The 16,314-nt window shown below is 45.4% G+C and carries 13 protein-coding genes; 5 read left to right on the top strand and 8 right to left on the bottom strand.

Annotation, left to right across the window (positions count from 1 at the left end; all coding sequences use genetic code 11):
• Positions 1-2 precede the first annotated feature (2 nt).
• Entirely contained in the window at positions 3-1,079 is a 1,077-nt protein-coding gene (locus MHB71_RS02585; RefSeq protein ID WP_218641572.1) for an iron ABC transporter permease, read from the bottom strand.
• Between the two features lie 166 nt (positions 1,080-1,245).
• Between MHB71_RS02585 and MHB71_RS02580 the strand changes: the two genes are divergently transcribed.
• On the top strand, positions 1,246-2,310 hold the full coding sequence (locus MHB71_RS02580; protein ID WP_340028796.1) for an ABC transporter substrate-binding protein: 1,065 nt from the start codon (positions 1,246-1,248) through the stop codon (positions 2,308-2,310).
• Positions 2,311-2,530: 220 nt separating this feature from the next.
• Positions 2,531-3,736, top strand: coding sequence for an MFS transporter (locus MHB71_RS02575; protein WP_340028795.1), 1,206 nt, complete (start codon positions 2,531-2,533; stop codon positions 3,734-3,736).
• Positions 3,737-3,830: 94 nt separating this feature from the next.
• On the opposite strand, the gene MHB71_RS02570 is transcribed toward MHB71_RS02575, so the two are convergent.
• A complete protein-coding gene (locus tag MHB71_RS02570) occupies positions 3,831-4,283 on the bottom strand; it encodes an Lrp/AsnC family transcriptional regulator (RefSeq protein WP_100528533.1) in 453 nt (150 codons plus the stop codon).
• 170 nt (positions 4,284-4,453) lie between these two features.
• Between MHB71_RS02570 and MHB71_RS02565 the strand changes: the two genes are divergently transcribed.
• Complete coding sequence (locus MHB71_RS02565; protein ID WP_340028794.1) at positions 4,454-5,638, top strand: serine hydrolase domain-containing protein; 1,185 nt, start codon at positions 4,454-4,456, stop codon at positions 5,636-5,638.
• A 58-nt stretch (positions 5,639-5,696) separates the two neighbouring features.
• Here the strand turns inward: MHB71_RS02565 and MHB71_RS02560 are convergent, their stop codons facing one another.
• From MHB71_RS02560 to MHB71_RS02545, 4 genes are all read right to left on the bottom strand, one after another.
• Positions 5,697-7,058, bottom strand: coding sequence for an amino acid permease (locus tag MHB71_RS02560; RefSeq protein ID WP_100528531.1), 1,362 nt, complete (start codon positions 7,056-7,058; stop codon positions 5,697-5,699).
• Positions 7,059-7,736: 678 nt separating this feature from the next.
• Positions 7,737-8,435: an RNA polymerase sporulation sigma factor SigK gene (gene sigK, locus MHB71_RS02555; protein WP_017687130.1), complete on the bottom strand. Its 699-nt coding sequence runs from the start codon at positions 8,433-8,435 to the stop codon at positions 7,737-7,739.
• Positions 8,436-8,565: 130 nt separating this feature from the next.
• Entirely contained in the window at positions 8,566-8,745 is a 180-nt protein-coding gene (locus MHB71_RS02550) for a hypothetical protein (RefSeq protein ID WP_036615241.1), read from the bottom strand.
• 219 nt (positions 8,746-8,964) lie between these two features.
• Positions 8,965-9,897: an alpha/beta hydrolase-fold protein gene (locus tag MHB71_RS02545; RefSeq protein WP_036615244.1), complete on the bottom strand. Its 933-nt coding sequence runs from the start codon at positions 9,895-9,897 to the stop codon at positions 8,965-8,967.
• A 532-nt stretch (positions 9,898-10,429) separates the two neighbouring features.
• On the opposite strand from MHB71_RS02545, the gene MHB71_RS02540 reads away from it, so the two are divergent.
• Complete coding sequence (locus tag MHB71_RS02540; protein WP_340028793.1) at positions 10,430-12,841, top strand: hypothetical protein; 2,412 nt, start codon at positions 10,430-10,432, stop codon at positions 12,839-12,841.
• Between the two features lie 65 nt (positions 12,842-12,906).
• Here the strand turns inward: MHB71_RS02540 and MHB71_RS02535 are convergent, their stop codons facing one another.
• Together MHB71_RS02535 and MHB71_RS02530 are read right to left on the bottom strand one after the other, a co-directional pair.
• Positions 12,907-14,154, bottom strand: coding sequence for an MFS transporter (locus MHB71_RS02535; RefSeq protein WP_340028792.1), 1,248 nt, complete (start codon positions 14,152-14,154; stop codon positions 12,907-12,909).
• Between the two features lie 25 nt (positions 14,155-14,179).
• Entirely contained in the window at positions 14,180-15,106 is a 927-nt protein-coding gene (locus MHB71_RS02530) for an ADP-ribosylglycohydrolase family protein (protein WP_340028791.1), read from the bottom strand.
• A gap of 504 nt (positions 15,107-15,610) precedes the next feature.
• Here MHB71_RS02530 and MHB71_RS02525 point away from each other — a divergent pair.
• Complete coding sequence (locus tag MHB71_RS02525; RefSeq protein WP_047843848.1) at positions 15,611-16,279, top strand: HAD family hydrolase; 669 nt, start codon at positions 15,611-15,613, stop codon at positions 16,277-16,279.
• Positions 16,280-16,314: the final 35 nt, after the last annotated feature.

The following is a 16,314-nucleotide window of genomic DNA, read 5'->3' as shown; positions in this document are numbered from 1 at the left end:
GTTTAATTTCCTCCAAAACCGTAGCCTTTTTTGACCAGCATATACATAAACATTGGTGCACCAATCATTGCCGTAATAATACCGATTGGCAACTCCACGCTGGATATGAGGGATCGTGCAATAACATCCGTCCAGATGAGGAAAATGGCTCCAAACAGCACGGATACAGGCATCACTTTACGATGATCGGAACCCACGAGACCTCTGACAATATGCGGAATAATGAGTCCAACAAAACCAATCATGCCACAGCTCGCCACCATAACACCTGTCACCAAAGCGGTTAACAGCATGTACACCCTGCGGTACACACTCAGATTAATGCCCAGTGTAACGGCTGCTTCATCCCCCAATAACATCGTATTGAGAACTCTGGACTGTAAAAGGAAAAATAGAATCGCCACAAGCACGACGATACCTACGAGTGGAAGTTTATTCCATCCGGAAGCCGCCAGGCTGCCCATGGTCCAGAATGTCACCGTTTTGATGCCTTCAGCATTGTTGGCAAAATAAATAATAAAGTTCGAAAAAGCGCTACATAACGCGTTAATCACCATTCCGGCAAGCACCAGCTTGACCGACGTCATTTTCCCCCGAATCCCTGCCAAAGTCAGGACCAGTAAGGACGCACCCATCGCACCGGCAAAGGCCCAGAAAGCCACCCCCGTCTGACCTAGCCACCCAATCGCACCGAATCCAATAAGAATTGCAAAGGTTGCTCCAAGTGAAGCGCCTGAGGATATACCCAGTATGTAAGGATCAGCGAGCGGATTCTGCACAGCAGCCTGCATAACAGCACCGCACAAGGCCAAGCCTGCACCGATAAACATCGCCATCAGCACACGCGGAAAACGAATCTGCCAAATGATATCGGTAAAGGAACCTGCCTCAATCGGTGTTGTCCCCCACTGAAATCCCGTTAATTTGTATAAAAGAATACGATATGACTCCGCCAGCGGGATACGAACCTGTCCAATGGAAACTGCAATACCTACGGATATAAGCGTAATCATGATTAAAGCTGCAATCAGTAAAGCAAACCCGGATTTACTATGAATCAGAGACTCTCTTTTCCCCATACGCTGTGTCTGAACCTGAACCGTCTGTGCCATCTCTTCCCCCATCAATTCGCGTAAAATGTAGAACAAATTAAATTTAGCTATTTACAATGTGTTTTCTCGGATTATAATTGAGAATGATTATCTTTGTCAATTTAAAACACATAGAAAAGGGGTTCATCATTTAATGAAATTCACATCCAGAACCATTGGCATCGCTGCTCTAAGTCTCCTGTTACTGCTGCTTGCAGCCTGTTCGAACGCTTCAACTTCTTCCCCTGCCGAAGAAACAACTTCAACTACTAACACGACAGAAACTTCAGCTCCTGCTGAGAATACAAATAAAACGACGTACCCGCTCACCATTGAGAATTTCACGATCTCGGGTGAGGGCGGCGAGTGGAAACCCAAAGTGCAAGTATTCGATAAAGCACCTGAACGTGTTGTTGCGAATACCCAATCTGCGGCTGAGATGCTCATCAAATTAGGTCTGACCGATAAAATGGTCGGTGTTGCTGCTCTATACGGTTCCGTTACACCCGATGTGGCTGATGATTTCGCCCAAATTCCGGTATTGTCCAAGGATTATGTAGGTAAAGAGCTGGTTGTAGGTGCAAGCCCGGATCTGGTTCTCGGACGGGGCGACCTGTTCGCTGATGCAGACTGGGGCGTGGGTACCGTCGATGGATTGAATGACTTGAATATCCGCACGTTCCTGCAAACGACGAATCACAAAGGCACACTCGAAAGCCTCTATAGCGATATTGCACAACTTGGAAAGATCTTCGACGTTCAAGAGAATGCCGCAACTTTCACGGAAAGTCTGAAGACTCGTGTTGCAGCCATTAAGGCAAGTGTAGCGGATCAGCCTGAGCAACGTTTTGCTTATATCGTACCCGCTACAGAAGACACCATTACGGTAAGCAGCATGCAGAACGATACGTATCAGCTTGATGCACTTGGCCTGTTGAAGCTGAAAAATACGTTTGATGGTGTGCAAGGTGAGGTAAGTGTTGAGCAACTGATCACAGCGAACCCGGACTACCTGCTCTTGTCCGCGTATGCCGGTTCACCGGATATCGATAAGCTAATTGAGAACCTGTATGCCAACCCTGCCCTGCAAAGCATGAACGCGATCAAGAACAAACAGATCTATGTCACAGATTTCAGCCAGTTCTGGGGTTATGGATATCAAATTCTGGATGGCATTGAGAAAATGGGACAGGAAATGAAAGCTAATCCGATGAAGTAATGACTTGAGCCAATGAGCAGGAGAAGACATTCTCACTGCTCTTTTTTCAGTTGACTTTAGAACATACTAAATTAACGGATAAACTCACAAATTAAATTAAAAATCATGTTAAGACCTCCTTTTTACCTTTAATCCTGTATGCAAAAGTTTATTTTTTTTAGATAAGCTTATATGCATAGTTCTGGATAGGATTAAACGATAAGAAAAGAGGTTTTTATTCATGGCCATTAACACATCCCTCCCAAAGCAAAGGGAGCTACCTTCCATATCTTCAGAACGCCTTCCGTGGGCTGGGCTTCTTGCATTAGCCATGGCGGGATTTATTTGCATCCTCACTGAAAGCTTGCCTGCGGGACTGCTGCCGCAAATCGCAAAAGACTTGGGGATCACAGAAGCCCTCACAGGACAGTTGGTGACTCTTTATGCCATTGGATCACTTGTTGCTGCCATTCCATTGACTGCTGCTACACGCGGATGGAGACGCCGACCTCTACTGTTAGTATGCATTAGTGGTTTTCTTGTCTTTAACACCGTTACCGCCTTATCGTCAGATTATATCCTTACACTTGCTGCTCGTTTCATGGCGGGAGTCTCTGCGGGTGTGTTATGGGGCATGACAGCAGGTTATGCTCGTCGGATGGTTCCGGATTCGTTAAAAGGTAAAGCCATGGCTGTGGCTATGGTCGGCACTCCGGTAGCATTAGCCCTGGGTGTCCCAATCGGTAGTTTTCTCAGTTCTTATGTCGGCTGGCGCCTCATCTTCGGGATGGTATCTCTTCTAACCGTAGCTTTAATCGTATGGGTTCTCTGGAGAATGCCGGATTTTGCCGGAGAGCCAGCTGGTGAACGTCTTCCGTTGCATAAGGTGTTTTTAATTCCGGGAGTTAGGCCTATTCTGTTTGTTGTTCTGGCCTGGATGCTTGCCCATAACATTCTATATACCTATATTTCTCCCTACCTTGCCCAGACCGTATTTGCTAATAGAGTCGACTTGATTTTGCTCATTTTCGGTTTTACTTCCATTGTTGGAATTTGGTTAACCGGCATGCTTATTGACCGATTTTTGAGGAGATTGGTTATCATTAGCTTGGCATCATTCGCTCTGGCCTCTGTCGTGATGGGAATCGCTACTCATCAACCTGTGATTATTATCCTTGGCGTCATGATCTGGGGACTTACGTTTGGCGGAGCCGCGACACTGTTACAGACTGCCATCGCTCAAGCCGGAGGCAAAAGCACAGATGTCGCCCAATCGATGCTGGTTACAGCATGGAATCTGGCGATTGGCGGAGGAGGCATCATCGGGGGCATCCTTCTTGAAGTATTTGGAGCAGGATACCTTTCTGGGGCGCTGTTTATCTTGCTTATTCCTGCGTTGCTTGTAGCTATGCGTGCTTATAAATATGGATTTACCAGAGCAAATTAACAGGAAGGCATTTTGCATGAGTTACACACAGGAGGAAAGAGGAGTTCACTTGATGTGGACTCCTCTTCTGTTTTTCATTTTAAAGACCAGAATCTTATTCTGCCTGTGCCAACAGATTTGGTCCTTCCACGAGATTCTTATGTGCAATTGGAGAAGACATGGTGATTAAAGTCATGTAAGTACCGTACGGATCACACTTGTTCTGAAACTCCTCGAGTCCCTGAATGGTATCTGTGAGGATTTTCAGCAAGTAATTGTACTCTCCGCTTATCCGATAACACTCCACAACTTCAGGGGACGCACGACAGAAATCCAGGAAAGGATAACAATCCCGCGTACGAAAAAGAACATAGGCTGTGCTCTGCTTGCCCAATTTGGATGGGGAGATCACGGTTCGATATTCCTCGATAACCCCCTTTTCTTCCATTCGTTTGACTCGTTCAGTAACGGCGGGCTGAGATAACCCCACCAATTTGCCTAGTTCGGTCATGGATAATCTCGCGTGATTCTCCAAGTGATACAGAATATGCTGATCTATTTCGTCCATGTAATCCACTCCTTTAAATACGTAAGATATATTCAGAAATTACCTTAAGTATATTCGCTAATTCATTATAATGCCTTTAACAAACCATGTAATACAAGATCAATCATTTATATAATAAACACAGTTATCACGAGAAATCAAATACATCAGTTGGTGAGAGGAAGATAAGCATGAGAAAAAAAGACATGACGACATTGCATAATTATGTGGATGAAGCCATTGACCGCGCTCTAAGCGAAAAAAGAATCGTAGGAACAGTTGTACAAGTTGCTTTAAGAGGGGAACTGATATACAGCCGGGCTGCTGGTTTCGCGGACAGGGAGCAAAAGCGCAGCATGTCGGAAAACGCTCTGTTTCGACTTGCTTCCGTAACCAAACCTATTGTCTCGACAGCAGCTCTGGCATTAATCTCACAAGGAAAGCTGAGTCTCCATGATCCGGTGACCCGCTGGCTTCCTGCATTCCGGCCTAAACTTGCCAATGGTCAGGACGTTTTAATATCAGTACATCAGTTGATGACACACACCGCAGGCTTGACATACCGTTTCTTCCAAGAAGATCAGGGAACCTATGAGCTTGCAGGAGTATCGGACGGAATGGATTGGTCTGAAATTAGTCTGGAGGAGAATCTGCAAAGACTGGCTTCTGCTCCTCTTCTGTATGAGCCAGGCAACATGTGGAGATATTCCATTGCGACAGATGTACTTGGTGCCCTTATCGAAAAGGTAACTGGGATGTCACTACGAGAAGCTGTCCAAACGCTGGTTACTCATCCACTCCACATGACCGACACTGACTTTGTTGCGGTGGATTCGGAACGATTGACTACCGCATATGCTAATGGTTCTGAAGAACCACGTCTCCTTCATAAGGAGTTGGAGCTGATTCCTTTTATTGAGGGTACTGCTGGCTTCCGACTGTCACCCAATCGTGCGAATCATACTTCTGCTTACTTATCAGGCGGAGCGGGTATGGTTGGAAGTACCGGAGATTTTCTTACTTTACTTGAAGCATTGCGACAAGGAGGACAGCCTCTCCTTACAGAAGCCGTTGCGACTGAGATGTCCACCAATCAAATCGGGGATCTCGTGATGCCATACTGGCCAGGCAGAGGGTTTGGCCTTGGTTTTACCGTACTTAAAGATCCTGTCACAGCTGGTACACCGGAATCCCCGGGTACGTGGCGAATGGGTGGAACTTACGGCCATTCCTGGTTTGTTGATCCAAAAGAAGAACTTAGTGTTGCAGCATTCACCAACACGGCACTTGAAGGGATGTCGGGCCAGTATACCACCGATATCTGTGATGCCATCTACGCGAGCATTCGTGAAGGCAAAGAGGCTGCAAGAATTTAAATACGAATAGCCACCCAATATCATTGGGCGGCTATTTATTTGGCAACGATGGTAAGACCTACTGTCTGTTACTGCTCAAATTTTTCTTTTTAAAAAGGTAGATCCCCGCAACAAGAATAAACCACACCGGCGTGACAAACAGTGCCACACGCGTGTCATCGGCCAATGCCAATACCACTAGCACAAACGCCAGGAATGCCAGGATCAAGTAGTTCGAAAACGGATATAGTGGCAGTTTGAAACGGCTGCGACTCGCCAGTTCCGGCTGAGTACGACGATATCTGAGATGACAGATGACCATGATGCCCCATACAAAGATGAAACACACGGTCGACACGCTCGTGATCAGCGTAAATACGCCTTCTGGCATGATATAGTTCAGAACAATTGCAATCAAAATAACAATCGTGGAGAAAAACAGCGCGTTGGAAGGGACTTTCCTCTTGTTCAGTCTTGCAAATGATTCAGGTGCGTTGTGATCCTTTGCCATGGAGAACACCATACGGCTTGTACTGAAAATGGCACTGTTACATGCTGACGCTGCGGAAGTCAGTACCACGAAGTTCACAATACCTGCTGCGGCTGCAATACCTACAGCGGCAAACACTTGTACAAACGGACTTTCAGTAGGCACAATGGCGTTCCACGGGTAGATACTCATAATAATCAGCAGTGCGCCAACATAGAAGAGCAGTACTCGGATCGGAATCTGGTTAATGGCTCTCGGAATAACCTTCTCCGGGTTCTCCGTTTCCCCTGCTGTGAGTCCCACCAGCTCCATGCCTACAAAGGCGAACACCACCATCTGGAACGATATGATGAATCCATGCATTCCATTCGGGAACCATCCCCCATGACTCCACAGATTGGTGAAACTTGCTGGACCCTGATCCGTCGTAAAACCTTTGAAGATCATATATAAACCTACAACAATAAGTGCCAGAATAGCCACGACTTTAATCAGGGCAAACCAGAATTCCATCTCCCCGAACAACTTGACCGTTGCCAAGTTCATGATTAGCAAAATGACCAGCGCAATTAACCCTGGCATCCATTGAGGTACATTTGGAAACCAAAACTGTGTATACAATCCAACTGCCGTAATATCAGCCATGGCAATGGAGATCCAGCAGAACCAATAGGTCCAGCCTGTAATAAATGCCGCCATATTTCCCAGGTAATCACGCACAAAATCGACAAAGGAATGATACTGCAAGTTGCTTAACAGCAGCTCCCCCAATGCACGCATGATCAGGAACAACACAACACCCGTAATAATGTAGGCCAGCAAGATGGATGGCCCTGTTAGCTGGATCGTTTTGCCTGCTCCGAGAAACAGCCCTGTACCGATCGCACCTCCGATCGCCATCAACTGCACATGCCTGTTCTTTAATCCCCTTGTTAACGTTTCTTGCTGCATGATCAACCACCACTCTCTTTCTGCAAATGCTCTCTACGATGTAAAATATTATTACTCATCATATAATAATCTGCCCAGAATACATATCCCTCTTTTATATATTTTTTTGCACAGCAAAGAGGCCACCTTTGTAAGAGGTGACCTCTTGATACGCTCGTATTTCATGCCCTGGCTTTTATGATCTTGAGTTACATCCGATCCATATTATCATCAGCCTATGTACATTCCTTTGTTATCCTCATGCCATGTCATGCTGATTATACATATCTATAGAAGTATACTAAAATATAAACCAAGCATAGAGCGGCAACAACTACAAAGGTAATCGCTAACGAACGTTCATTTTTCCAAATTCGAATAGCATTAGCAACATTAATTATGAATAATGCAAGCAAGTTAATGGTACCCGAGTTTGATTGAAACGAGTTGAACACGATCATCATAAATCCTACAATCCAGATTAACAAAAACCACAGTGGAGTTTTCCGAAAAAGCTGCTTCATTATGATTTACTCCTTATAAATTAAATTGGTCTTTGTATTAGATATTCTTCAACAGGGATGAAAATTCCTTTATTTAGGTTATAACCCCAAATAATTAATACGATTTAGACCCAATTTTAAGTATCTTCACAGTAAAAAGGGCTCCCGATAAGGCGCCCTCTGGTCTGTTCAGCAACTACTTTTGCTTATAAAACTCATGATACAGCTTCATTAACGCTCGTTTCTCAATCCGTGATACATAAGAACGTGAGATGCCCAGTTCCTTCGCAATTTCGCGTTGAGTTCGTTCCTCCCCGCCTGCTTCCAGGCCAAATCGACCGATTACAACTTCCTTCTCCCGGTCATCCAGGATATCTAGATTGCGATAAATTTTGCTTTTTTCAATCTTGAGCTGTACCCGATCTACAACATCATCAGCTTCTGTGCCAAGGATGTCGATTAATGTAATTTCATTGCCTTCTTTGTCCGTACCAATGGGGTCGTGCAGGGATACGTCTTTGCGTGTTTTCTTCAGGGAACGGAGATGCATCAAAATTTCGTTTTCAATACACCTCGCCGCAAATGTGGCAAGCTTCGTGCCTTTGCCTTGTTGAAAACTTTCGATAGCTTTGATCAATCCAATGGTTCCGATGGAAATCAGGTCTTCCTGATCTTCACCCGTATTGTCGAACTTCTTGACGATATGCGCGACGAGGCGCAGATTGTGTTCAATGAGCAGATTGCGAGAGTGAGCATTGCCTTCAGCCATAAGGCGTAAATGTTTGGCTTCATCACCCTCAGCCAGTGGCTGGGGGAACGCATTATTTTTGACATACGAGACGAGTAACGTTAACTCTTTAATGAATAGAGCAATTGCGGTAAACAATCCGGGCACAGATGACACCTCCTGCAGTTTTACAACGATCTGGCCTGAGCACATGTGGGAACAGGGTCGATCTATTGTATGTAGGCAGTGGCCCAGAAGTGCACGTACACTTGAAAAAGGTGAAGCTTCTGTAGTTATTTCACAGACTCACAGAAACAATGGAGCCCACCCGCTGAAGCAGGAGAAATTCTTTTTCCACACTTTCGATAAAATACTTCTTTTCACCAAATAGGACAACATCATTCTGGGCTAATGAAACATCGCTTTTAAAATAGATCACATTGTCCGTTTCCCGGAATGCACCTTTGTAATAGAACATCCTATTTCTCTCCTTCATGTATCTACCTATGTAATTAACTACCCGCTCCATGTGGATCTGCTTCCTTCATGCTAACATATTCTCTCTCATTCATCATGTCATATTCGCACACTAACCAACATAAAGCCCCAGCCCTGTGCAGAACAGAACTGAGGCTACATATCGATATGAATTCCTGTTTCTCCTGTCGATTGCTTCAAGAAGCTAATTCAAATTAAATTATTTGAAGATTCGTTGTGAGAACTGATACAGGCCGCTGTTCCAGACAGATGGTTCGTGTCCACCTACATCCAGATAAAAGGTATGCGGAATATTCATGCTGCTCAAGCCGTTTTTGAAGTTCTGGCTGACCCATAACAGACCGTCACTTGATCCACAGGAGATCCACAACAATTTGAGTTGGCTGGCTACTTGTCCCGGGTTGGAAACCAGCTGTGATACAGATTGCGTATTCGGTGCAGCCGAGAAGGCCCCTACCCAAGCGAAGGTATTCAGATTTTTCAATCCGAAGTTAAGCGACTGCCCACCACCCATGGACAGACCGGCCAACGCACGGCTATTCTTGTCTTTGTATACCGGATAATTGGCCTCGATATGAGGAATCAGATCCTTGAGCAGGTCTTGCTCAAACCGTTCAAACGCAGCCACTTTGTCCGGAGCAAAAATGTCACCGACTGGACGGTCGTCCTTCATGGCACGGCCATTCGGCATGACAACGATCATCTGGGACAGCTTGCCTTCCGAATACAGGTTGTCCAAAATGTTCTTGGGTTTCATTGCATTGACCCACTCATGCTCATCCCCGCCGATGCCGTGCAGGAGATACAAGACGTTATACTTTTTATTCGGAGAATATCCTGGCGGTGTATACACGGTCGCTTTCCGTGTATTGCCCACCGTTGTGGAGTAATAGGATATCAGATTGGTATTTCCGTGCGGAATATTGTTTCGATAGCCATCAAAACCCGGTGGTGCCGGCACCACCGGAGTATTAGCAAGCGCATTGTTTGCGTCATTGCCGGATACATTCATAGATTCATACGCTGTGTTCTGAGCCCCAACCTCGCTGGAATCCGTAGCAAAAGCCATTGTTGGGGCAATCATGGCAACGATCATCGAAAGACTTAAAAGGATTGTAATACGTTTTTTCATCTCAATTTCTCCTCTCAATTTTGTCAAACTTAAGTATGCGTTTCTCGAAGTTTCACTGGATTACGCTTGATGCTGAAGTTCAACTTTTTTCTAACGCGGTGAAGCAAGCTTCCTCTTAACCCAAAATTGAAAGCCCTTACAAGAAACAGGTTAGATCACCTCCCTTCCCTTCAGAAAAACACTGAAACATGTAGATTACACTCTGTTTTCCCGACATAGAATTACTTATATAGTATATTTAAACTTATTTATCCATTTTTTGCAACAATATTTTCATTTCTAGCGATTCAATTCAATGATCTTATAGCATCAGAGTTTTTCTTCTTTCTTCTTTATTCTCGAATCATAATTTAAAATTGTAAAATACTGTTGTTAAATTGAATATTTTACCTTATTATAGCTTCCATAGGGGGGTGTCTATGAACAATTTCAATAGATTCATAATATTTTTCTTCTGAGATATGCTTACGCAAAAGTTTCAACGTTTCGGCCGCCAATATCTTTTGCAACTACTTTATTTTCTGGGAGGAAAATGATGATGTTCAATGTACGCTTTTCGATCAAAAAAGCATGGGCTTCATTCCTGGTTATTACATTATTGCTGCCTTTACTTGTGGGGTTATGGCCATCCAATGTCTATGCTGCATCTAACAATGAAGGAAAAATATCCATAACCGCAGATGATGAGTTCACACTTTTTATAAACGGCAGACAGACGGGAAAAGGCACCGACTGGGCCAAAGCCTATACGTTCCCTGTGCCGATTCAATCTGGCATCAATGTGATTGCAGTTCAAGCGAAGGATATAGGCCTCTATGCGGGACTGCTGGCAGACCTTAGCTACGGAGATGAGAATCTGGTTACGGATTTCAACTGGAAAGTATCTGAACGATATATCGAAGGTTGGGAGCAACCCAAATTCGATGATTCGTCATGGTCACGTGCTACTGACTTCGGACGGTATGGCAGTGATCCTTGGAAACAGATTAGTGGCATGCCTGAGGAGACCAGTGCACGCTGGATCTGGGCAGGCAAGACCAATGTGAATGCTCCAGTTTCAGAAGCATATTTTCGAATCTCATTTAACGTCTCCGAAGATGGACTGGCTATTAGCAACCCCATTTCTTCTTCAGGTCAATTCGAGCAAGTCGATTATCAGTTAAAACCGACCCAACCCATGCCTGCTTCCATGGTGAAGAGACTTCCCGTGGTAAATGCCGTCTTTGAAACGGTGGAAGAGAAAGGTTCTATAGAACTTAGCACCCAAGAGGCTGCCCAGATCGGTAATAACCTAGCTCCTGGTCAGATCTTTCTCGATCAGTCCTCTGCCCGGGCTATCAAAGTTACAAGCGTCAATAGAAGCTCTGGTGGTATGCGGGTAGATTACACCACTCCGGGTGTGGAGGAATTGTTCGATTACTATGATATTCCCGAGCAGGAGGTCTCGTTCGAAGAGCGCAATATCGTCATGCCTGATCCTGAGATGGTATTGGATAGCAAGGAATGGCTTGTTCAGGAAACCCCTTCCTTGTTAGAGACCGATATAGCTGACGATGCTGAAATGCGACAGTTCGACATCGACAACACGATTCAAAATGATTTGGATGCAAATACGGACATGGTTGCGGATGCGGAAACAATGGATATCGCTTCCACGGATATCGCACCCATGGATCTGAATAATGTGAATTCCATGGACATGAATGATACAAATGATATGGATCTGAATGAAATAAACTACACGGAATTAACTGATATTAATTCAACGGATCTGAATGATGTGATTCGTGCTGCTGGAGCAGGTGATTTTGCCAATTGCAAAAAATCCGGCAATGAGTTTGTCTGTGATTTCAAGAAGGTACTTGTAAATCAACAAAATGCAAACGGTAACAAAGTGTTCGTTGAAGCAGGTGGCAAGCTCACCTTGATTGCACCCAAAGTTACGGGGAAATACGGATTTTGGGGAAAATATGATCTGAAATTTACTGCTGGTGAGAAAGCCAACATCTATATCAAAGGTGATGCCAAGTTCAAAAAAGAAGTCAAAGTTCCAATCATGGGCTTCAACATTGGTGCTGGCAATCTCGGAGCCGTATCTGTCGGCGTTTTTCTGGTCATCGGTATTGACGGCAACGTCACCTTTGAATTTCAGGTCGATCAGGGATACACGGTTACCGCGGGAGTCAAAGGGAAAACACGTGTCTTTATTCCCGTGAAGATCCAGCCTTACAGCAGTGTGAACAGATATCTTACGGTAACCCATAAAATTGAAGGACAGATCACTGCTTGGGCAGGAGCCAAAGCGGAAGTCGGTCTGAAAATTGCCGGCAAAAAAATACTTGAGGTAAGTGTTTTTGCCGGCATTGAAGGCACAGGAAAATGGACAAGCAGCAATAATGTGCCCAGTACCATGTCTCTAAAGATTGATGCTCTCGTCAAAGGAGAAGGAGCTGTATTTAATAAGTCCTTCAAACTCTTCGAGCTGCGCTGGAATTTGGTGAATCTGGTGAAAACCCCTACCAATCCGGGAACCGGACAGAACCTGGCACGAAATGCTGCCATAACTGTAACTTCCACCTATCCCGGGTATTCAGCAGCCCGAATCAATGACGGGGATCGTAACACGGCCTTGGGGGAAAATTATAGCTGGGCCAATAACCGTAATTCCTCACTTCCCCAATATGTCGTCATTGATTTGCCGGCATCGAGTTCAATCCAGCGAATTGATCTGTATACCACCCAGGGATACCCGCTTGCCAATTATGATCTGCAATACTGGAATGGCTCAAATTGGGTGAATCTTGTACAGATTACAGGCAATCAAGAGTTAACGCGTTCACACACATTTTCAGCAGTCAGTACCTCCAAGATCCGTGTCGTAGCGAGTAAAGGTCCTTCGCATCAGCCAACCTATGTGCGAATCAATGAGCTTGAAATCTATTAAAACAACATGCCCAAAAAGCCTCAGCCTCTGGTTACACAGGATGCTGAGGCTTTCTTGACATCTGTTTAGTGTACGGATACTGGATTAACTACCTCTGCACCCTCGGGTGAAGCCAGTCTGTCTTTCATCAACAGACTGATGAACAAACCCAACAAACCCAGTGCAGCAATTACTGCGGCATACAAAGGCACTGAGATAAGTCCTGTATGCGTAATTGCATACCCACCCATATAGGCACCAGCGGCATTTCCCAGGTTAAATGCCGAATGACTTGAGGTTGTCGCCAGCAGCGGCGCTTCGCGGGTCATATTCATAATCCGAATCTGAAGTCCCGGCATAATACCAAACGCGGCAACCCCCCAGAAAAATATGGTGATTACCGCGAGATAAGGATTCTCTAGTGTAATCGTAAGTGCAGCTAACAGAACAGCTAAGATCCCAAAGTTGACGATTAACGAAGGCATCAGCTTCCAGTCTGCCAGACGGCCGCCAACCAAATTTCCCAAGGTTACACCGACGCCAAACAACACCAGAATCCAGGTCACACTTTGCTCCGCAAAGCCGCTAATATCCACAAGCATCGGTGTAATATAGGTGAAGACTGTAAACAAACTTCCGCACCCCAACGCCCCAATAAGCAGAACCAGCAACACTTGTGGACGTACCAGATTTCGAAATTGCTGACCGAGGTTTGCAGGCGGTCCTTGCGCAATAACCGGAATAAAACGAATAATCCCCATTAATGAGATAATGCCCAGAATTGTAATCGCCCCGAAAGATGACCGCCATCCAAGCTGTTGCCCGATAAATGTACCAAACGGAACGCCAATGATGTTGGCAATCGTTAGCCCCGCGAGAACAACCGATACCGCTCCTGCCCTTCTCTCTGGCGCAACAAGCCGCGTTGCCATGATTGAACCTACACCAAGGAACGTACCATGAGCAAATGCCGTTAATATCCGTGCTGAGATTAACAACCCATAGGTGGGAGCAATAACGGACAATGCGTTCCCGATAATGAAAATGCACATCAGCAGTACCAGCAGTTTTTTCTGCGGAATCTTGTGTGTAAATACGGTCAAAATCGGCGCACCTACCGCTACACCAAGCGCATATCCCGTAATGAGTTGTCCTGCCTGCGGAATACTTACATTCAGGTCTGTTGCCACATTGGGCAGCAGGCCCATAATAATAAATTCAGTCATACCAATCGCAAAAGCCCCTATCGTCAGGCATAACAGGGATATTGGAAACGCCCCTCGTTTACCTGACTGCGAAGCCTGTGGTTCTGTTGTGTGTCCTGTGGTGCTCATAGATGTTCTCTTCTCCTGTTTCTAATCAGCGATTTTCTGTCGCCTTCAACCACAAGGCATCTGTTAGTTGTTCGAACGTTTCACGCATAGCCAGCTTGTTCCGCCAATGTGCCGGAATGCCGCTTAGCCCGTAATAAGCACCTGCGATTTGTCCGTACACCGCACCCGTGGTATCCGCATCATCACCCAGATTAACAGCTAACAACGCGCCTTCCTCAAAACTTGAGGACTTATGAAACGCCCATAGTGCTGCTTCAAGTGAACGAACCACATAACCACTGCCCTTAATTTCCGGCGGTTCTTTGCTCTGATAGGAACCCATCACAACCTCTTCAATTGCAGGCGAAAAAGTAGGTTCTTCCCTCCACTGTCTGCATGTCTCCGGCATCAGCATGACGCTCTTGTCCGCTCCGCGCAGACCGGCAACAATTATGGCGGTCAGCACTTCACATGCTTCCACGCTTTCTGTTGCAGCATGTGTTGTCCGGGAGCTCAGCCCGGCATAACGAACCGCCTCGTTTGGTCGATTAGCGTAAGCCATCGCGACAGGCGCAAGCCTCATAATAGAGCCATTGCCCGCCGTCATCGGGTCAGTTGATCCGCTGTAAGCTTCTCCAGTTATCTCAAACCTCTCCAAGGCACTTCGCGTGGCCCCGCCGATATCAAAGCAATCGCCTGTACTGCTCATATACCCGACCTTGTACCAATTGATGTATCTGCGCATCTGATCCGCAGGATCAAAGTCTGCCTTGCGTACCAGACTTTCTGCCAGACACAGAGCCATGGATGTATCATCTGTCCACTGCCCTGCCTCCAGTCCGAATACACCGCCACCCACGATATCCGTTACGGGTTCAAATGTGCCCGGGCTACTGAATTCCACGGTAGTTCCCAACGCATCACCCGCTGCAAGCCCGATGAAGCAGCCATTGAAACGGTCCTTTTGCAGCATGTTTGTCTTCCTCCCTTACTCCATATACTTTCAGAATCTTTCTTCCATTCTCCCACAGGGCCTGATCTGGCGTAAAGCTAATAAAATCCAATAAATTAATCTCCATTTCTTCTATTATAAAAGTGTCGAAAGCTGTTGAACGGCCAGACTATCCAATTTTCATAAAAAAAGTTTTATTTTTTTGAGCTGTAAAAACAGTTTATTCAGTACACCGCTTACATGCAAAAGGGTTAACGGTTTGCAACGTTCATCATTTTCTGAAAACAAATCATACACGTGAAAATTTTCAATGTAAACAATCATGACGCGCTTGACCCTTCGGTTTGTCCTATGTTACGGTTTTATTAGCTTCAAACGCATATTTTTTCCCAAATTAATATTCGTTTTCGGTGTATTGCGTCAACTAATATCCCGCAGGTTAATGAATACAGGGAATAAATTTGCAGAAAATTTTCATTTTTATATTTATCCCCAAACTAATTCTGAAATAGGAGGAACAAATTTATGATTAAGGCACTGGTGTTTGATTTCGACGGAACGATTATTGATACAGAGACAGCATGGTATATTGCTTTTCGTGATGCTTACAAGGAACACGGCGTAGATTTAACCCTGGAGATGTATTCACAATGCATCGGTACCAGTCTGAAAACATTTAATCCATATGAGTACCTCATCACAGATTTAAATCTTCCGATCGATCGGGAAGCGTTCAGGGAATCCGTTCAGTTGCAGCACGCTGCATTGATGAACAAAGAAAAGGTGCGTCCTGGTATTCAGGAATATCTTGAACAAGCACGTGAAGCCGGACTGAAACTGGCTGTAGCATCCAGCTCCAAACGGGAGTGGGTTGAACAACATCTGGAACAACTGAAACTAAAAGATTATTTTGAAGTCATTCGTACGGCAGATGATGTTGCAAATGTGAAGCCTGACCCGGAACTCTACACTCAAGCGCTTGAAGCCCTTGGAGTAACTGCAGACGAAGCCGTAGCGATTGAGGATTCACCTAACGGCGCGCGTGCAGCTGCTGCGGCTGGTATGCACTGCGTAGTCATCTCGAATACCATCACAGGAACACTGGAATTCGATATGCCTCACCAACGGCTGTCTTGCTTGACTGACCTTACATTTAACGATTTGATTTCGAAGCCACTCGTCACTACCGTCTAAGGTCTGCACGAATTTCGCGATTTAATCCTTAAAGG

Origin of the sequence: Paenibacillus sp. FSL H7-0940, assembly GCF_037979415.1 — a bacterium.
Taxonomy (GTDB): Bacteria; Bacillota; Bacilli; order Paenibacillales; family Paenibacillaceae; genus Paenibacillus; species Paenibacillus amylolyticus.
Note: the sequence above shows the minus strand (reverse complement) of the source record. Positions and strands in the feature narration are given on the sequence as shown.